The following is an 18,709-nucleotide window of genomic DNA, read 5'->3' on the forward strand; positions in this document are numbered from 1 at the left end:
GTATGGCCATCGGAACCGCATCGACCAGGACTGATCGCGCACGCACCGTGCGCGACATGCTCGCCGCCGGAAAGACGACGTACTCGTTCGAGTTCTCGGCGCCGAAGACCCCCAAGGGCCAGCGGAACCTCTGGAGTGCGCTGCGCAGGGTCGAGGCGGTCGCCCCGGACTTCGTCTCCGTCACCTACGGTGCCGGGGGCTCCACCCGCGCGGGCACGGTCCACGAGACCGAGCAGATCGTCGCGGACACCACGCTCACCCCGGTCGCCCACCTCACCGCGGTCAACCACTCCGTCGCCGAACTGCGCAACATCATCGGCCAGTACGCCGACGCCGGGATCCGCAACATGCTCGCCGTGCGGGGTGACCCGCCCGGCGACCCGATGGCCGACTGGATCCCGCACCCGCAGGGGCTGACCTACGCCGCCGAACTCGTCCGGCTCATCAAGGAGTCGGGAGACTTCTGCGTCGGCGTCGCCGCCTTCCCGGAGATGCACCCGAGGTCGGCCGAGTGGGACACGGACGTCGCGCACTTCGTCGACAAGTGCCGGGCGGGCGCCGACTACGCGATCACCCAGATGTTCTTCCACCCCGAGTCGTACCTGCGCCTGCGTGACCGGGTCGACGCGGCGGGTTGCGAGACGCCGGTGATCCCCGAGGTCATGCCGGTGACCAGTGTGAAGATGCTGGAGAGGTTGCCGCAGCTCAGTAACGCGTCGTTCCCGGATGCCCTGAAAGAGCGGATCCTCGCAGCGGCGGACGATCCGGCGACGGTACGCTCCATTGGCATCGAGTTCGCCACGGAGTTCTGCGCGCGGCTGCTGGCCGAGGGAGTGCCCGGACTGCACTTCATCACGCTCAACAACTCCACGGCGACGCTGGAAATCTACGAGAACCTGGGCCTGCACCACCCGCTGCGGGCCTAGACCGGTCGCACCGGTGTACGACACACTGCGTAGCGACCGCTGGGAGAGGGGCGTACATGGGCTGGACGGTCCTCTACATCGCGTTCGGAGTGGTCGCGTTGTGGCTGCTCGGCGAGGTGTTGCTGCAGTACAAGGCACGCCTGCGCTGGCGGCTGCTCGCCTTCGCCGGCTTCCTGGGCGTCGTGCTCGGTGTGCTGATCCAGGCCGTCCTCGTCATCGGACTGGGTGCTGCGGCCTTCGCGATCGGCCAGACCTACGTCACCCTCTCGTTCCGCCGCGGCTTCGCGGCCGGCTGGGCGGTCAACGCCCCGGCGCTGGCCGCCGTCAAGGGCGGCCGGGCTGACCGCGGGCGGCAGGAACCGACCCTGGAGGTCTCCGGCCTGGAGGCCACCGGCGACGGCTACGGCGGCGGGGACGGCTATGGCGACGAGGCCGCCGCCTACCGCACCGACCGGAACGCCTACGCCGCGGACGACTACGACCGCGACGACGTGTTCACGCCGGCACGCACCGAGCAGTCGACGGCCGCCGAGACCACCGCCGTCTACGAGCCGCAGCCCATGCCCGACGACACCGGCTCGTACGGCGTCTACGGCGACAGCGGCGACAGCGGCGACAACGGTGACAACGGGTACGGCACCCCGGCCCAGGACCAGTACGCGGCGACCGTCCAGAGCCCCGACCAGGGCTATGCCACCGACCAGAACTACGCCTACGACTACTCCGGTTACGGCCAGCAGCAGGCCGCCTACGACAGCACGGGTCAACAGCAGCAGTACGCCGCCTACTCCGACCCGTACATCGGCAACTCGAGCTATGGCGACGCCTCGTACGGCACCGGTTACACCGACCCGCAGCAGTACGGCCAACAGGGCTACGGCCAGGACCAGTACGGCGGCACCTACGGCGGCGAGACCCCGGCCGGCGGCCTGTGGGTCCCGCAGCAGCGCAACGCCGACGACCTGTACGGCGGTGAACTCCCGCAGGAGCAGCCGTACCCGTACCAGGGCGACGGCCAGACGGGCCAGGCGCCCGGGAACGGCAACGGGTACGACGAGCAGCAGTACCGCTACTGATACGCCCGGAGCAACCCGGAGCCGAAAGCGTCCCCGCCGTTCACTGGGAGCCGCGGAACTCCGGACCCTCCACGATCAGGCCGGCGACCAGCGCGCCCGACATCCCGGCGTGCGGCAGCCCTCCGCCGGGGTGCGACCAGCCGCCGACCGTGAACAGCCCCGGCAGGCGGGTGCCGTTGGACGGGTGGAGCAGCCGTCCGCCCGCCGCGGCGAGCGCCGGTACGGGCACCGCTCCGCCCTCCGCGCCCGTCGCCTCCGCGATGTCTGCCGGGGTGCGCACCTCGTACCGGATCAGACGGTCGCGCAGGCCGGGTACCGCCCGCTCGGCGGCGGTGATCATGCGCTGCGCGTGCTCGTCCAGGCCCGGCCCGGCGCCCGGGGGCACCACCGAGGTGAGGGTGACCGCCTCATGGGCGCCGTCGGGGACCAGCGCCGGGTCGTCGGGCCGCAGGACCGTGACCGTGGGGTGTGCGGGCAGGCTCGCGGAGGAGCCGGTCAGGGACTCCAGTTCGGCCTCCCGGTCCTCCGTGTGCACGACCGTCCGGTGCGGTGTCCCCTCCGGACGCCCCCCGCGCAGCGCCAGCAGCACCGTCAGCCGGCTCGCCGCCCCGGTCCTGCCCGGAACCTCGCCGTCACCGCGCACCGGTGTCCCCCGGGTCAGCCGGTCCAGCACCGCGGGCGTCACCCCGGCGACCACGTGGTCCGCCTCGGCGACCGTTCCGCCCCCGCTTCCGACCCCGGAGGCCGGGGAGGGGCCCCCGGTGAACTCCACGCCCGCCACCCGGCCGTCCTTCTCCAGCACGCCGGTGACCTCGGCGCCGAAGTGGAACTCCACCCTGCGGGCCACACACCGCTCGTACACCGCGCGGGCCAGTTCCCGCATGCCGCCGCGTACGTACCAGGTGCCGAAGGCGTGCTCCATGTACGGCAGCACCGCCGCGCTCGCCGGGGTGGACCGGGGGTCGAGGCCGTGCTCGAGCGCGTAACTCCCCAGCAGGGCGACCAGCCGGGGATCGCGCAGCTCCCAGGCACCGATTTCGGCGAGCGTGCCCGCGGTGCGCGTGCGCAGCAGCTTCTTGTGGGGGACGGCCGGGTAGGGCTCGCGGTCGGCGAGCACCCGCCAGTTGGGCCACAGCGGCTCCTCCAGGAGCGGTCTGCGGGTCCTGTCCCAGGCCTCGCGGGCGCGCACCAGGAAGTCGCCCCAGCGCTGTCCGGCAGTGAGGCCGAGGGCCTCCTGCAGGGCGGAGACGACGCCCGCGCGGGACGCGTTCGGCAGCGAGACACGCGTACCGTCCGCGAACACGTGGTGGGACGACGGGTCGACCTGGACCAGGTCGACGCAGGCGTCCAACGGCTCCTTGCCGGTCTTGACGAACAGATCGCGGTAGACCGCGGGCAGCGGGAGCAGCCCGGGGCCGGTGTCGAACGCGAAGCCGTCCCGCTCCAGCCGGCGCAGCGCGCCGCCGTACGTGTCCGTCCGCTCGTACACCGCCACCCGGTGGCCCGCGACGGCCAGCCGGGCAGCGGCCGCCATCGCGCCCATCCCGGCGCCGATCACCGCAATCCGTGCCATGCCAGGGACTTTATCCGCCCCCGCTGACACCCCGGCCCCGAGTACCGGAGCCCCCGCTCCGGTGACCAGCCGACGGCACGGCGTCGTGGGGGCGGGTGCGCAGGACTGAGTATCCGTACCTAGTTCCCGAGATGAGTACGCGTGCGGATGGGCCACGACCTGCGGAAACGAGAAAGTGGAGAGCACGGAGAGGGGGCACGGCTCCGGAACCGGCGACACGGGGCGCCGGAAACGGACCGGCCCGCGATCCGCTCCTTCCGCCGGCGTCGTCGGCGGGAGCGAGGCACGGGGGGTCCCGGGGGACGACCGCAACGGGGGCGCACAGGGGGAACCACGGGGGGAGCAGGAAGGTACCGGTCCGGCGGTGGCTCGCGGGGGGACCCAGCCACCGCCGGACCGGCGCTTTCGTGTGCGCCGGGGCGCCCGACCGGCCGGCTCAGTGGCGGCCGCCCACGTGTCCCTGCAGCAGCCGGGACAGCGCTGCGTGCACCTCGTCCAGGGAGCGCCCCGTCTGGAAGGACTGCCGGTCCAGCGCGGCCACCAGCACCATGCCGACCAGCGCCGCCGCCGTCGGCGGAACGTCGGTCTCCGCACTGAACTCGCCGCTCTCCACGCCCTCGCGCAGCACGTCCTCGACGACCGCCACGGCCTGCTGCCGGACCACCAGCAGCGTGGACTGCCAGGCCCGGTTGGTGCGCCACAGTTCGGCCACGTACAACTGGGTGAAGGCCGGGTAGCGGTCGACGAAGACGAGCCCCGCGCGGATCATCGCGTCCAGGGCGTCGACCCTGCCGCCGCCCTGGAGGGCCGTCCGGTCGGCCGCCTCCCGCAGCGAGGTGGCGAGGAGCCCGACCCCGTACCGCAGCAGCTCCTCGAAGAGGACCGACTTGCTCGCGAAGTTGTAGTAGACCGTGCCCTTCGCGACCCCTGCCCGCTCGGCGATCTCGTCCACCGTGGTGGCGGAGAAACCCTGTTCGGCGATGAGGGTGACGGCTGCCTCGTAGAGCTTCTGCCGGGTGGCCTCGCGGCGGGTGCTGCCGCCCGAGGCGGTGCTGCTGCGTTCCATGGCCCTGATTGTCACAGGACCGCCGCCCCGCCCCTCCACAGGCTCGGCCCAGGGGGCGGCCGGTCCGGGCTCGAACTGTCGATCGAGGCGAAAGCCCAGGTCGGAACGGATTGTCAGTGCCATACCGCACGATGAGCGCATACGGCACCCGGTAGCAGGGGATGCCGTCACGAAGACGACAGGAGGTTCGTCATGGCCCACTCCTCCGCAGCGGCCGCCCGTCGGCGCCGCGCATCCGGCCCTGCCCCCTCACTGACCGGCCCGGCGGACGACGTCCACCCCGTGCTGCGCCGTGCCACCGCCCCGCCCGCCGCCCTCGACCTGCTCGCCCAGGCCCGTGCCGGACTCGACGAGGCCGCCGTCCTCGACACACCCAACGAGCGCTATGCGACGGCTCACCTCGCCGCCCTGCGCACCGCCGCCGCCGTGCTCGCCGCGCGGGGACGGCCCGAGACCTCGCCCCGGGCCCGGAGCAGGATCCGCAGCGCCTGGGAAGTGCTCCCCGAGATCGCGCCCGAACTCACCGAGTGGAGCGCCCTGTTCGCTTCGGGCGCCCGGCGTCGCGCGCGGGCCGAGGCGGGCATCCGGGACGCGGCGAGCGGCCGGGACGCCGACGACCTGATACGGGACGTGGCGATGTTCCTGCGCCTGGTGGAGCGGATGCTCGTCCTCCAGCCGGTCCTCCCGCAGCCCCGCAGCGACGCGGAGCACCCGAACCGCACCGCCCACACCACCCGCCCCGCCGGCCACGACCCCGGCGGCGGCACGGGCCGGGACATGCCCGACGCCGGCTGACCGGCGCGGGCGCACCGGCGCCCGCCGCCGCGGGGCGGCCCGGGGCACCGCCCCGCGGTGGCGGGGGAGCGTGCCGCAGGCAATAGGGTGGAAGACGCCTGAAGCCTCCGCCGTCCTCACGCGTGTCCGGACCGGGGAGGCAGCCCGATCGCTCCGCCGTGAATGAGGCGGTGCCGCGCCGAGGAGTCAACTGCCGTGTCGGACACCCTGCGCCCCCGCGCCGCTCTCCGTACCGCCGTGGTCTGGGAGATCCTTCAGGACGCCCTGCAGCGCCGGACCGAGGCGACCGGCCGGTCGGCGCTGGACGTCCTCGACACCGGAGGCGGCAGCGGCAACTTCGCGGTGCCCCTGGCCCGTCTCGGTCACCGGGTCACCGTCGTCGACCCCAGTCCCGACGCGCTGTTCGCCCTGGAGCGCCGCGCCGTCGAGGAGGAGGTCGCCGACCGGGTCAGGGGCGTCCAGGGCGACGTGCACGGCCTCTTCGACGTGGTCGAGCGCGGCGGCTACGACGCGGTGCTGTGCCACGGCGTCCTGGAGTACGTCGACGACCCGGCCGAGGGCGTGCGCAACACGGTGGCGGCCCTGCGCCCCGAAGGTGTTCTCAGCCTGCTCGCCGCCGGCCTCGGCGGCGCCGTGCTAGCCCGTGCCCTCGCCGGTCACTTCAAGGAGGCCCGGCAGGCGCTCGATGACCCGAACGGCCGATGGGGCACGGGCGATCCCGTACCGCGCCGCTTCACCGTCGACCAGCTCACCGGTCTGGTCGAGGACGCGGGACTGCGGGTCGGCGCCGTGCACGGGGTGCGGGTCTTCGCCGATCTCGTCCCCGGCGTGCTCGTGGACACCGAGCCCGGAGCCCTGGACGCGCTGCTGAAGCTGGAGGCCGCGGCGGCGGAACTCGACGCCTTCCACTCCGTGGCCACCCAACTCCATGTGCTCGGTGAAGCGCGGGGGAGCACCGGGGCCTGAGCGATCACCTGTGACGCGTCGCTGATCAGCGACGCGTCCGTCGGCCTGCCTGCGCATGGAGTGCGCCACAGGCCCCCCGAATGGCGGCGGGGCACCGTATGATCGAGGGAGACCGTCCGGCATGACGGCTCGGCCATCGGGGAATGAGAAGTCTCGAGCGGCCCGGGACGCGCATGGCGGGTTCTGGTCGGCCAATTGGCGCAGAGGGGCGGGTTTCACGGGGTCGATTCCCTGCCTATCCTGAAGGGACCCCCCCGGGTCGCCCCGGCGACTTGCACGATGAGGAGGACGCCGTGCCGCTCTCGGAGCACGAGCAGCGCATGCTCGAGCAAATGGAGCGAGCGCTGTACGCCGAAGATCCCAAGTTCGCGTCGGCGCTCGAGGGAAGTGGCCTCCGTACGTACACCCGTCGGCGGGTCTACCAGGCGGTCGCGGGCTTCCTCGTAGGTATTGCGCTCCTCATGGCCGGAATGGTCGCACAGCAGGTCTGGCTCAGTGTGGTGGGCTTCCTCGTCATGCTGGGCTGCGCGGTTCTCGCCGTGACGGGCTGGCGCAAGGCCCCCAAGCCCGGTGAGCAGGCCGTCGGAGCCGAGGGCGCCGCGGGCCCGCCGCAGTCCGGCCGTCAGGGCAGGCAGCGGCGCTCCGTGATGAATCGCATAGAGGAGCGCTGGCAGCGCCGCCGCGACGAACAGGGCGGCGGGCAGTAACTTCCGCAGACAGCCCTCCAGGACATCTGACGACATGGATCAGGGGGTGGCCACCGGCCCGGTGGCCACCCCCTGATCCATGTCCGCACCGGGGCCCGGAGGCGAGGGCCGCACAGCTCCGCTCGGCCTCCGTCTCACCCCGCCTGCTTCACTCCCGCTTCCCCCCTGCCGCCGCGAGGGCTCCCGCGGCGGCTTCCGCTACGTGGACCGCCGCCACGTGGACCGCCACGTCGGCCGCAGCGCGAGAGCGCGTTCCCGGAGGCCGGCCCACCGGGCCGACACCGCCCACACCACCCGCACCGTCGAGCGCGGGGCGAACAGCGCGCGCAGCCGAGTGCCACGGCCGACCATGGACCGCAGACCGGCCGTCACCCGGCGCACGTCGTCCGCCGGTCCCACCGCGGGGCGCGGCCGCGGCGCGTAGAGGACCTGCTCCACGGCGTCCGCCACCCGGTGCACCGAAGCCGCGGCATCCGGGTCGAGCCGACCGAGCCGGACGATCCGGGCCGCCGCCTTGCGCGGGGTCAGTGACTCGTCCGGGGAGATGCCGAAGTCCCACGCGGTGTCGGTCAGCTCGTCCCAGACGGTCAGGACGTGCGCGGCCGGGCCCGCCCCCGAACGGCCGTGCGCGCCCAGGCGCGCCGCCCGGGTCCGCAGCCGCCACAACATCGGAGTCAGCGGCAGCACCAGGACGGCGAGACCCGCCGACGCCCACGCCAGCACCGTGTACCACTGGGGCCCGTCGCCGTCCGTGGGCAGCGCCGCCGACGGCGCCTCGCTCTCGCAGCCACCGTCCAGCCTGCGCTGCTCCAGCGTGCAGCCCTCGCGCGACGACGGGGCGGTCGAGGGCTCCGAGGAGGCGGCCTCGGACGGCTGGGCCGGGACGGTCACCGTGCTGTCCGAGGTGTCCGGCACGGTGTAGGAGGGCGCCGAACCACGGGTGGGGGTCGGCTCGAAGCGGGTCCAGCCCACGCCCTCGAAGTACAGCTCCGGCCAGGCGTGCGCGTCCCGCAGTCCCACCGAGACCGAGCCGTCCGCCTGCGGGGTGCCGGGCGCGAAGCCCACCGCGACCCGGGCGGGTATGTCCAGCGACCGGGCCATCGACGCCATGGCGAAGGAGAAGTGGACGCAGAAGCCCTCCTTGTCCCTCAGGAAGCGGGCGATCGCCTGCGAGCCGCTGCCGACGGCGACCTCGGTGTCGTACTTGAAGCCGCCGGTCGAGGCGAAGTACTCCTGGAGCTTGACCGCCCGGTCGTAGTCGTTCCTCGCCCCCTCGGTGACCTGGCGGGCGGTCCGGGACACCAGCGTGGGCAGTGAGTCCGGCAGCTCGGTGTAGTCCCGCTTCAGGGCGGCCGGCGGCGCCGACGCGTCGGCCAGCTGCTCCGCCGTGGGCCGTATGTCGAGGCTGCGCACGCCGTACGTCAGTCCCCGGGTGTTCTGGCCGTGGTCGCCGACCAGCGTCATCCCGACGGGCTCGTAGCGCCAGTTTCCCCTGATGTCCACACCGCTCGGCGGATACGGCATCGGCAGCCAGTCCTGCCCGTACCAGTCGGCGGTCGAGACCGTCGTGGAGATCTCCGCGCGCTCGACGTCCGGGCCGAGGCCGGCCGGAGTCGGGAAGGCGCTGTCGGGCACGGTGGTGATGGACCGCTTGGACGGCTTCCAGGTGGTGCCGTCGAAGTCGTCCAGGGAGACGATCCGCAGATACAGGTCCGAGACGTCCTCCATCTCGGTGCGCACGGACATGACCTGGCGGTCCTCGTCCACGTTCAACGAGTCGCGCAGCGACACCAGCGGGTTCACCGCGGAGATCGTGCCGCCCCCGCCGGAGCCCGTGCCGACGCCCGAACCCGCAGGGTCCAGCAGGCCGCCGTTCATCGTGGGCAGGGCGAGCGGCGCCACCAGGGCGATGCCCACCGCCAGCAGCCCGATCCGCCGACCGGTGCGTACCGGGGCGGAGGCTCCGGTCGACTCGGTGGCGGGGCCCCGCGCCGCTCCGCCGAACACCCGCCCCCACTGGGAGAGCCGGTCACGCCCCTCCGCGAGGAGCAGCGTCAGATAGCCGACCGCCGCCAGCAGGAACCACAGCCAGCCGGCGCCGCCGTCGGACAGTCCCGCGGCCACCGAGTACAGCGCGAGCAGCGGAAGCCCGGCCGGGGCCGCGCTGCGGAAGGTCACCGCGAGGGTGTCCACCAGCAGCCCGATCAGCAGGACCCCGCCGATCAGCATCAGCCGGATGCCGTCGGACAACGGCGCCGGTATCGCGTAACGGCCGACGTCGGCGCCGCCCTGTTCGAGCAGCTCGGCGAAGAAGCGGAAGGCGTCAGGTCCCGGAACCAGGCCGGCGAACGCGTGCTCACGCGCGAACACCAGCGTCAGCAGCACGAGCGCGACCAGCGCCTGCACGGCCACGGTCAGCGGGCGGGCCAGCGGTACCCGCCGGGCCAGCGCGCCCGCGCCGGACTGCACGGCCAGGAGAAAGGCCGCCTGCACGATCCAGGAGGCCGGCCTGACCAGGGGCAGCAGCGCGCACGAGGCCAGTAGCGTGGCCGCCCACGAGGCCAGCGTCAGCCGTAGTCGTCCGCTCACCCTGCTCCCTCCCCACCGCGCGCCGCCACCAGACCGAACCGCTCCCGGTCGGCCAGCCGCCACTGCTCCTCCAGGGAGGCACCCCGCGGCACGCTCACGGCCGTCCAGCCCGCTTCGCGCAGCATCCGCAGCCGCTCCCCGCCCCCGTCCGACGGGCCGGACACGTCCGACGGTTCCCGCAGCCAGGTCCCGCTGTCCAGCACGAAGGCGACGGCGCCCCCGCTGCGCTGCCGCATCCGGGCGAGCACCGCCGCCTGCTCCTCGTCGAGATCGCCGAGGAAGGCCACCAGCAGCCCCTCGTTCCCCCCGCGGACCATGTCGTACGCCCGGGACAGGCCCGACCCGTCGGAGTGGTCGACCACGGCGAGGGTGTCCATCATCAGCCCGGCCGCGTCCGCCGACTCCTGGCTCGCGCCCGCGAACCCGTCGGAGCCCTCCCCCGGCACCGAGTTGCCGGTGTCGGTCAGCAGCCGCACCGAGAAGCCCCGCTCCAGCAGGTGCACCAGGACGGAGGCCGCGCCCGACACCGCCCACTCGAACGCCGAGTCGGGCCCCGCGCCGTCGTAGGCGATGGCACGGGTGTCCAGCAGCACCGTGCAGCGGGCCCGCTGCGGCTGCTCCTCGCGGCGCACCATCAGCTCGCCGTAGCGCGCGGTGGAACGCCAGTGCACCCGGCGCAGATCGTCGCCGTAGCGGTAGCCGCGCGGGATCACGTCGTCCTCGCCGGCCAGCGCCAACGAACGCTGCCGTCCGTCGCCGTACCCCTTCGCCTCACCGCTCAGCCGCACCGGCGGCAGCGGCTCCACGCGCGGGATCACCGTCAGCGTGTCGTACGTCGAGAAGGACCGGGTCAGCTCGCACATTCCGAACGGGTCGGACAGGCGCAGCTGCAGCGGGCCGAGCGGATAGCGGCCGCGCAGGTCGGAGCGGACCCGGTAGGACACCTCGCGGCGGCCGCCCGCCTCCACCCGGTCCAGCACGAACCGGGGACGCGGCCCGAGCACGTAGGGCACCCGGTCCTGGAGCATCAGCAGACCCGTGGGCATGCGGGAGACGTTGTCCATCCGCAGATGCACCCGCGCCTCGGAGCCGGCGGGCACCCGCGCGGGGGACAGCCGGCGGCTGCCCGCGACCCGGTAGCGGGTGCGGTAGAGCACGCCCGCGCACATCAGCGGCAGCACCGCCAGCAGCAGCCCCACCCGCAGCAGATCGCTCTGCCCGAGCACGTAGGCGCAGACCGTGGCGGCCACACCGGCGGCCAGGAAGGAGCGCCCGCGGGTGGTCAGCCCGGCCAGAGCCGTGCGCAGGCCGCTCCTGTCACCGCGGTCGCCCTCCGCGCGGGCCGACCCCGCGGTGCTCATCACAGCCTCCGCGGCTGTTGCCGGCCGTACCCGAGACCGCCCCGGCCCAGGCCGATGCCGGCCTGCTGCGGGGCGGCGGAGGGCATCGGGGTGCGCTGCAGGATCTCCTGGACCACCTGCTCCGCGGTGCGGCGGTTGAGCTGGGCCTGGGCGGTGGGCAGCAGCCGGTGGGCCAGCACGGCCACGGCGAGCGCCTGCACGTCGTCCGGCAGGGTGTAATCCCGGCCGTTCAGCGCCGCGGACGCCTTCGCCGCGCGCAGCAGGTGCAGTGTCGCGCGCGGCGAGGCGCCGAGTCTGAGGTCGGGGTGCGTGCGGGTGGCGGCGACCAGCTCCACCACGTACCGGCGTATCGGCTCGGCGACATGAACGGCGCGCACCGTCTCGATCAGCTTCAGGATCTCGTGCGCGTGGGCCACCGGCTGGAGGTCCTCCAGCGGGGAGACCCCGCCGTGCACGTCCAGCATCTGCAGTTCGGCCTCCGCGCTCGGGTAGCCGACCGAGACCCGGGCCATGAACCGGTCGCGCTGGGCCTCCGGCAGCGGATAGGTGCCCTCCATCTCGACCGGGTTCTGCGTCGCCACCACCATGAAGGGGCTGGGCAGCTCGTAGGTCCTGCCGTCGATGGTGACCTGGCGCTCCTCCATCGACTCCAGGAGCGCGGACTGCGTCTTCGGCGACGCGCGGTTGATCTCGTCACCGATCACCACCTGCGCGAAGATGGCGCCCGGCTTGAACTCGAAGTCCTGACGCTGCTGGTCCCAGATGGACACACCGGTGATGTCCGACGGCAGCAGGTCCGGTGTGAACTGGATGCGCCGCACCGAGCAGTCGATGGACCGTGCCAGCGCCTTGGCCAGCATCGTCTTGCCGACTCCCGGAACGTCCTCGATGAGCAGATGCCCCTCGGCGAGCAGCACGGTCAGCGAGAGCCGTACGACCTCGGGCTTGCCCTCGATCACGCTCTCCACCGAATCCCGCACCCGCTCGACCACGGCGGTCAGATCATCCCCCACGCTGGGCCGCGCTCGCGTGGGGGAACCCCCAAGGCTCGCTCGATCGTCATAGGTCGGCACCCGGCCCTCCTCGGCCTTTCCCCCCGCTCCCAAGGAACAAGGGCCCCAAATGTCCGGGCCGACACCTTGCTGTGCGGCCCGGCTCACCCCGAATCACGGACACCGCGCGGGAAAAGCTCCGCGCGGCACCACTCCCGCATTCTTGCCGCCGTTACCGATTCGTGTCACTCGCCTGTGGACAACCGGCGGCGATATGTCAGGTCATGCGACCTTTGTGGGGCCGGAGGCCGGGCGTCCTCGGGGCGGGGCAGCAGGTCAGGCGGGGTCGATCTCGCGCAGCAGGCCGGTCTTCACGTCGAAGACGAACCCACGTACGTCGTCGGTGTGCAGAAGGAACGGTGAGGTGCGCACCCGCTGCATCGACTGCCGCACGTCCTGGTCGACGTCGCGGAAGGACTCCACGGCCCAGGCCGGACGCTGACCGACCTCCATCTCCAGGTCGTGCCGGAACTCCTCGGTGATGGACTCCAGGCCGCAGTTGGTGTGGTGGATGAGCACCACGCTGCGGGTGCCCAGCGCGCGCTGGCTGATGGTCAGCGACCGGATCACGTCGTCGGTGACCACACCGCCCGCGTTGCGGACGGTGTGGCAGTCGCCGAGTTCGAGACCGAGCGCGGCGTGCAGGTCGAGCCGGGCGTCCATGCAGGCCACCACGGCGACGCGCAGAACGGGGCGCGCGTCCATCCCGGGGTCGGTGAAGGCGCCGGCGTACTGCTCGTTGGCGTCGACCAGACGGTCGGTGACCGTGCCGTGGCCGACCGTCGCACTTCCGGAGCTCGCGGGAACCGATGCAGAAGTCGTCATAGCCATGACGGTACTGGCCACGTGCTCCCCGGTCCTGCTGTGAGACAGGACAAAGAACCTCATCATGCTTTGGAGTGAGATGACCCACAAGGGTGGCGTGATCCTCCTCGTACGGGTGGTTTCCCTCGACGCGGGGTGTCGTCGAGCCGAGGGCCGCGCCGCACAGGCCGGTTGATTGACCGGGCGAAACCGTGGACTAAAGTGACGCGCAGCGGGGAGGCGAGACTCCCCGCTGTACTGATTTCCCCCGGAGACCCGGGCAGCGTCCCGGAGATCTCCCCGCGTGCGCTGCGCGTACGTACGGCTCGGCCTCCTCCCGTTCCCGGCCGGCTGACGCCTCCGGCGCCGGCAGACCGCCCCGTCCACACCGGGGGAGGGGCGGGGACCCGGCGGTGCGTCACGGCCGCGCCGGACCTTGAGAGGGCCCAGATCCAATGGGGCGCGAAGCGTTTGCGAACACGGGCGGGCAGAGTCGGCACGTTCCGGTGATGCTCCAGCGGTGCCTGGACCTGCTGGCGCCCGCCCTGGAGCAGCCGGGAGCGGTGGTCGTCGACTGCACCCTCGGTCTCGGTGGCCACAGCGAGGCCCTGCTGACGCGGTTCCCCGAGGTGCGGCTGGTCGCCCTGGACCGGGACAAGGAGGCCCTGCGCCTGTCCGGCGAGCGGCTCGCCCCGTTCGGCGAGCGCGCCACCCTGGTGCACGCCGTCTACGACGAACTCCCCGAGGTGCTCGACCGGCTCGGCATCGCGCGCGTACAAGGCGTCCTGTTCGACCTGGGGGTTTCCTCCATGCAGCTCGACGAGGCCGACCGGGGCTTCGCCTACGCCCAGGACGCCCCGCTCGACATGCGCATGGACCAGACGACCGGCGTCAGCGCCGCCGACGTCCTCAACACCTACCCGCCCGGTGAACTCGTCCGCATCCTGCGCGCCTACGGCGAGGAGAAGCAGGCCAAGCGGATCGTGGCCGCGGTGGTGCGCGAGCGGGAGAAGGAGCCGTTCACCACCAGCGCACGCCTGGTCGAGCTGATCCGGGACGCGCTTCCGCAGGCCGCCAAGCGCACCGGCGGCAATCCGGCGAAGCGCACCTTCCAGGCCCTGCGCATCGAGGTCAACGGCGAACTCTCCGTACTGGAGCGGGCCGTCCCGGCCGCGGTGAAGGCGCTCGACGTCGGTGGCCGGATCGCCGTGCTGTCGTACCACTCCCTGGAGGACCGGCTGGTCAAGCAGGTGTTCGCGGCGGGCGCCGCCACCACCGCGCCCGCCGGGCTGCCCGTCGTCCCCGAGCGCTACCAGCCCCGGCTCAAGCTGCTCACGCGCGGTGCCGAACTTCCCACCGAGGAGGAGATCGCCGAGAACCGGCGGGCCGCACCCGCGCGGCTGCGGGGCGCCCAGCGGATCAGGGAGCACCTTGAATGAGACGTGTGAGGTGGAGGGGGCACGTGAGGCGGTCACGACACGTGAGCCCGGCGCCGTGCAGGGCATGCGGGGGCGGAAGGCGGGCGAACCCAGGGGAGCGTGAGTGAGCAGGAAACCCGAACTGAAGGGGAGGGCGGCCCGTCTCGCGAGGCTCCTCCCCACGGGACGGGCCCAGGCGGCCCGCACCCCCTTCGTGCTGCTCGTCGTCCTTCTCCTGGGCGGTGGCCTGATCGGACTCCTGGTGCTGAACTCGGCCCTCAGCGAGGGCGCGTTCGAACTCGACGACCTCAAGCGGGAGACGAAGAACCTCACCGACGAGGAACAGGCCCTGCAACGGGACATCGACGCCTACTCCGCCCCCGACGCCCTGCAGCGCCGCGCACGCGAACTCGGCATGGTGCCCGGCGGCGACCCCGTCTTCCTGAGCCCCGACGGCAAGGTCAAGGGCGCCCCGACCCCCGCCTCCGCCGCCCGCGCCCCCCTGGTGATCCCCCCGGAGGCACTGGCCACCGCGACGGCCCCGCCCCCCTACGCGGTACCGAGCATCGCAGCCGTCCCCCCGACCACCGCGGTCACGCCCACGCCCGCATCGACCCCCGGCAGGTGACGGAAGTGGCCGACAACCCCGACAACGCATCCGGGCAACCGCCGCGCCGCCGTGTGCCCGGGCCCGCCCGCCCGAGCGCCCGGCAGCGCCCCGGACCCGGCCACCGCCCGGCCCGCCGCCCCGCCCCGCCCCGCCCGGCGGCCCCGAAGGCCCTCCGGCTGGGCAGCCCGCGCCCCCGCCTGCGCATGGTCGGCCTGGCCCTGACCCTCGTCCTGGGCGTCTTCGTCGTGCGCCTGCTCCAGGTGCAGGCCGTCGAGGCCGACACCTATGCGGCGAAGGCCGGACAGAACCTCCAGGTCGGCCAGGTGCTGGGCGCCGAGCGCGGCGAGATCACCGACCGCAACGGCGTCGCCCTGGCGACCAGCGAGGACGCCTACGACATCACCGCCGACCCCACGATGTTCGCCCCCGACCAGTTGGAGATCGCCGACGGCCCCGAACAGGCCGCCGCCCTCCTCGCCCCGATCCTCGGCCAGGACCAGGACAAGCTGGTCGAGAAGCTGCGGCCGGACAACAAGGCCCTGCGCTACGTCAAACTCGCGAGCCGCCAGACCCCGCAGGTCTGGAAGCAGATCAAGGATCTGAAGGCCGCGCTGGCGAAGAAGGCGGAGACCGACACGTCCTCCGTCAACGTCCTCGCGGGCGTCCTGTCCGTGCCCACCAGCAAGCGGGTCTACCCGAACAACGAACTCGCCGCCGGGATACTGGGCTGGGTCAACGCCGAGGGCAAGGGCGGCGGCGGCATCGAACTCCAGCTGGACAAGCGGCTGGCCGGTGAGGACGGCAGCATCCACTTCGTCCAGTCCGGCGGCCGTCTGGTGCCGACCGCGGGGTCCAGCGAGACACCGGCCGTGCCCGGCAGCGACGTCGAGCTCACCATCGACCGGGACATCCAGTGGGCCGCGCAGAACGCCATCGGCGAGCAGGTCGATCAGTCCGCGGCCGATCGCGGCTACGTCATCGTCCAGGACACCCGCACCGGTGAGGTCCTCGCCATGGCCAACGCGCCCGGGTTCGATCCGGGCGACCTCTCCGAGGCCGACCCGGCGGCGCTCGGCAACGCGGCCCTCCAGGACGCCTTCGAGCCCGGCTCCACCGCCAAGGTCATGTCGATGGCGGCCGTGCTGGAGGAGGAGGCGGCCACCCCGCAGACGCACGTCGTCGTGCCCAACCGGCTGCACCGCGGCGACCGGCTGTTCAAGGACGACGTCGACCACCCGACCTGGTACCTGACGCTCAACGGGGTGCTCGCCAAGTCCAGCAACATCGGCACCATCCTGGCCACCGGCCAGCTCGGCAAGACCCAGGCCCAGGCCAACAAGGTCCTCTACGACTACCTGCGCAAGTTCGGCCTCGGCAACCACACCGGACTCGGCTTCCCCGGCGAGACCAGGGGCATCCTCGCCCCGCCCGACGCCTGGTCGACCTCGCAGCAGTACACGATTCCTTTCGGCCAGGGCGTTTCCGTCAACGCCATGCAGGCCGCGTCCGTCTACTCGACCATCGCCAACGGCGGCGTACGCGTCGAACCCACGCTCGTACGCGGCACCAAGGGACCCGACGGACGCTTCACCCCCGCCCCGGAGCCCGAGAAGTCACGGGTGGTCAGCGAGAAGACGGCGAAGACCCTCGCCCGGATGCTGGAGTCGGTCGTGGACGACGAGGAGGGCACCGGCACCAAGGCGCGCATCCCCGGCTACCGGGTCGCGGGGAAGACGGGTACGGCCAACCGCGTGGATCCGGCCACCGGCAAGTACCACGGCTACACCTCCTCCTTCGCCGGGTTCGCGCCCGCGGACAAGCCCCGGATCACCGTCTACTGCGCCATCCAGAACGCCACCGAGGGCAGTTACTTCGGCGGCCAGATCTGCGGACCCGTCTACAAGAAGGTCATGGAGTTCGCCCTCAAGACCCTCCAGGTACCGCCGACCGGTGCCGAACCGGCCAACCTCCCGGTCACCTTCAAACGCTGACCGGCCGCGAACCCCTCGCGTCCGGCCGGCACGGAACCACCCAGGAACAGCCCGTGACAACGATCACCCCCGATCCCGGGAACCGGGACACCCCCCGCCGTGTACCGGACCCCTCGTCCACACCGCTCCCCCCGTCGCCCCCGCCGGACGGGACCGCGGGCGAGCCCCGCTTTGGCTCCGCGACGGGTGTGCCCGGTACGCTCACCGCCGTGCCACACGCTGATCAGTCGCAAATCACTCAGAAGGGCCAACCCGTGACATTTCCCGGGCCGCCCCGGCCGGCGCGGGTGTCCGCCACACCCCTCGCGGAACTCGCCGGTCAACTGGGTGCCACCGCACCGTCCCGGACCGCCGACGTCACGGGCATCACCCATGACTCGCGCGCCGTACGTCCCGGCGACCTGTACGCCGCCCTCCCCGGCGCCCGCGCGCACGGTGCCGACTTCGTCACCCAGGCCGCGGGTCTCGGCGCGGTCGCCGTGCTCACCGACCCGAGCGGTGCCGAACGCGCCGCCGCGGCCGGGCTGCCCGCGCTGGTGGTCGACGACCCCCGCGGGGAGATGGGCGAACTGGCGGCCACGATCTACGGCCACCCGGGCCGCGAGCTGCTCCAGATCGGCATCACCGGCACCTCCGGCAAGACCACCACCGCCTATCTCGTCGAGGGGGGCCTCAGGTCTGTCCACAGCACGGGGCTGATCGGCACCGTCGAGATGCGCGTGGGGGACGAGCGCATCAAGTCCGAGCGCACCACGCCGGAAGCCACCGACCTCCAGGCCCTGTTCGCCGTCATGCGCGAACGCGGGGTCGACGCGGTCGCCATGGAGGTCTCCAGCCATGCCCTGGTGCTGGGCCGGGTGGACGCCTGTGTCTTCGACATCGCCGTCTTCACCAACCTCAGCCCGGAACACATGGAGTTCCACTCCGACATGGAGGACTACTTCAGGGCCAAGGCGCAGCTGTTCACCCCGCAGCGCAGCCGGCTCGCCGTGGTCAACGCCGACGACGAGTACGGCCGCCGTCTCACCAAGGAGGCCGGCGTCCCCGTCATCACCTACTCCGCGGAGGGGCACCCCGACGCCGACTGGCGCGCCGAGGACGTCGAGGTCGGCCCGACCGACTCGACGTTCACCGTGATCGGGCCCGAGAACGAGCGGATCACCGCCCGGTCGCCGCTGCCGGGCCCGTTCAACGTGGCCAACACCCTCGCCGCGATCGTCGCCCTCGCCGCCACCGGACTCGACCCGCAGGCCGCCGCCGACGGTGTCGCCGCCGTCCCCGGCGTGCCCGGCCGGCTGGAGCGGGTGGACGAGGGCCAGCCGTACCTCGCGGTGGTCGACTACGCCCACAAGACCGACGCCGTCGAGTCGGTGCTGCGCGCCCTGCGCAGGGTCACCGAGGGCAAGGTGCACGTGGTGCTCGGCTGCGGCGGTGACCGGGACGTCACCAAGCGCGAGCCGATGGGCGCCGCGGCGGCCCGGCTCGCCGACACCGCCGTACTGACCTCCGACAACCCCCGCTCCGAGGACCCCCTCGCCATCCTCGCCGCCATGCTCCAGGGCGCGGCCTCCGTGCCCGCCCACGAGCGCGGTGAGGTGCAGGTCTTCGAGGACCGGGCCGCGGCGATCGCCGCGGCCGTCGCCCGCGCGCAGCCCGGCGACGCCGTGCTGGTCGCGGGCAAGGGCCACGAGCAGGGGCAGGACATCGCCGGGGTGGTGCGTCCCTTCGACGACCGCCAGGTGCTTCGCGCAGCTATCCAGCAGACCCAGGGATGA

15 protein-coding genes are annotated in these 18,709 nt (G+C 72.8%); 9 read left to right on the forward strand and 6 right to left on the reverse strand.

The genetic code is table 11. From position 1 onward, the window contains the following. Positions 1 to 2 precede the first annotated feature (2 nt). Both metF and AC6F7H_RS21765 read left to right on the forward strand, forming a co-directional pair. The gene (metF, locus tag AC6F7H_RS21760; protein ID WP_500758589.1) at positions 3 to 926 is read left to right on the forward strand and encodes a methylenetetrahydrofolate reductase [NAD(P)H]; all 924 of its coding nucleotides are present in this window, start codon (positions 3 to 5) and stop codon (positions 924 to 926) included. Between the two features lie 56 nt (positions 927 to 982). After that, complete coding sequence (locus AC6F7H_RS21765) at positions 983 to 2,002, forward strand: SCO2102 family sporulation regulator (RefSeq protein ID WP_500758590.1); 1,020 nt, start codon at positions 983 to 985, stop codon at positions 2,000 to 2,002. A 40-nt stretch (positions 2,003 to 2,042) separates the two neighbouring features. On the opposite strand, the gene AC6F7H_RS21770 is transcribed toward AC6F7H_RS21765, so the two are convergent. Together AC6F7H_RS21770 and AC6F7H_RS21775 are read right to left on the reverse strand one after the other, a co-directional pair. Next, positions 2,043 to 3,575 carry a phytoene desaturase family protein gene (locus tag AC6F7H_RS21770; protein WP_500758591.1) on the reverse strand — a complete coding sequence of 511 codons (1,533 nt, stop codon included), beginning with the start codon at positions 3,573 to 3,575 and terminating at the stop codon, positions 2,043 to 2,045. Positions 3,576 to 4,011: 436 nt separating this feature from the next. Then, positions 4,012 to 4,641 (reverse strand): TetR/AcrR family transcriptional regulator, encoded by a 630-nt coding sequence (locus AC6F7H_RS21775; protein ID WP_500758592.1) that lies wholly within the window; start codon positions 4,639 to 4,641, stop codon positions 4,012 to 4,014. Positions 4,642 to 4,833: 192 nt separating this feature from the next. Here AC6F7H_RS21775 and AC6F7H_RS21780 point away from each other — a divergent pair, with 192 nt between their 5' ends. The 3 genes from AC6F7H_RS21780 to AC6F7H_RS21790 all read left to right on the forward strand — a co-directional run bounded on the left by AC6F7H_RS21780 (position 4,834) and on the right by AC6F7H_RS21790 (position 7,109). After that, positions 4,834 to 5,436 carry an SAV_6107 family HEPN domain-containing protein gene (locus tag AC6F7H_RS21780; RefSeq protein ID WP_500758593.1) on the forward strand — a complete coding sequence of 201 codons (603 nt, stop codon included), beginning with the start codon at positions 4,834 to 4,836 and terminating at the stop codon, positions 5,434 to 5,436. Between the two features lie 195 nt (positions 5,437 to 5,631). Continuing rightward, a complete protein-coding gene (locus AC6F7H_RS21785) occupies positions 5,632 to 6,402 on the forward strand; it encodes a methyltransferase (protein ID WP_500758594.1) in 771 nt (256 codons plus the stop codon). A 293-nt stretch (positions 6,403 to 6,695) separates the two neighbouring features. Beyond that, a complete protein-coding gene (locus AC6F7H_RS21790) occupies positions 6,696 to 7,109 on the forward strand; it encodes an SCO2097 family morphological protein (RefSeq protein WP_500758595.1) in 414 nt (137 codons plus the stop codon). Between the two features lie 198 nt (positions 7,110 to 7,307). Here AC6F7H_RS21790 and AC6F7H_RS21795 read toward each other — a convergent pair whose 3' ends face one another. From AC6F7H_RS21795 to AC6F7H_RS21810, 4 genes are all read right to left on the reverse strand, one after another. After that, entirely contained in the window at positions 7,308 to 9,698 is a 2,391-nt protein-coding gene (locus tag AC6F7H_RS21795; RefSeq protein ID WP_500758596.1) for a transglutaminase TgpA family protein, read from the reverse strand. Then, positions 9,695 to 11,059, reverse strand: a complete 1,365-nt coding sequence (locus tag AC6F7H_RS21800; protein ID WP_500758597.1) for a DUF58 domain-containing protein — start codon at positions 11,057 to 11,059, stop codon at positions 9,695 to 9,697. Before AC6F7H_RS21800 ends, AC6F7H_RS21795 begins: the two co-directional genes overlap by 4 nt. Continuing rightward, positions 11,059 to 12,132: an AAA family ATPase gene (locus tag AC6F7H_RS21805; RefSeq protein WP_500758598.1), complete on the reverse strand. Its 1,074-nt coding sequence runs from the start codon at positions 12,130 to 12,132 to the stop codon at positions 11,059 to 11,061. Before AC6F7H_RS21805 ends, AC6F7H_RS21800 begins: the two co-directional genes overlap by 1 nt. A gap of 255 nt (positions 12,133 to 12,387) precedes the next feature. Further along, on the reverse strand, positions 12,388 to 12,936 hold the full coding sequence (locus AC6F7H_RS21810) for a beta-class carbonic anhydrase (protein WP_500758599.1): 549 nt from the start codon (positions 12,934 to 12,936) through the stop codon (positions 12,388 to 12,390). A gap of 434 nt (positions 12,937 to 13,370) precedes the next feature. On the opposite strand from AC6F7H_RS21810, the gene rsmH reads away from it, so the two are divergent. The 4 genes from rsmH to AC6F7H_RS21830 all read left to right on the forward strand — a co-directional run bounded on the left by rsmH (position 13,371) and on the right by AC6F7H_RS21830 (position 18,709). Further along, positions 13,371 to 14,354 (forward strand): 16S rRNA (cytosine(1402)-N(4))-methyltransferase RsmH, encoded by a 984-nt coding sequence (rsmH, locus tag AC6F7H_RS21815; protein WP_500758600.1) that lies wholly within the window; start codon positions 13,371 to 13,373, stop codon positions 14,352 to 14,354. A 103-nt stretch (positions 14,355 to 14,457) separates the two neighbouring features. Beyond that, positions 14,458 to 14,961: a cell division protein FtsL gene (ftsL, locus tag AC6F7H_RS21820; protein WP_109377873.1), complete on the forward strand. Its 504-nt coding sequence runs from the start codon at positions 14,458 to 14,460 to the stop codon at positions 14,959 to 14,961. Continuing rightward, positions 14,958 to 16,934, forward strand: a complete 1,977-nt coding sequence (locus AC6F7H_RS21825; protein WP_500758601.1) for a peptidoglycan D,D-transpeptidase FtsI family protein — start codon at positions 14,958 to 14,960, stop codon at positions 16,932 to 16,934. Before ftsL ends, AC6F7H_RS21825 begins: the two co-directional genes overlap by 4 nt. A 254-nt stretch (positions 16,935 to 17,188) precedes the next feature. Beyond that, positions 17,189 to 18,709, forward strand: coding sequence for a UDP-N-acetylmuramoyl-L-alanyl-D-glutamate--2,6-diaminopimelate ligase (locus AC6F7H_RS21830; protein ID WP_500758602.1), 1,521 nt, complete (start codon positions 17,189 to 17,191; stop codon positions 18,707 to 18,709).

This window comes from Streptomyces sp. MMS24-W38, from assembly GCF_059889265.1.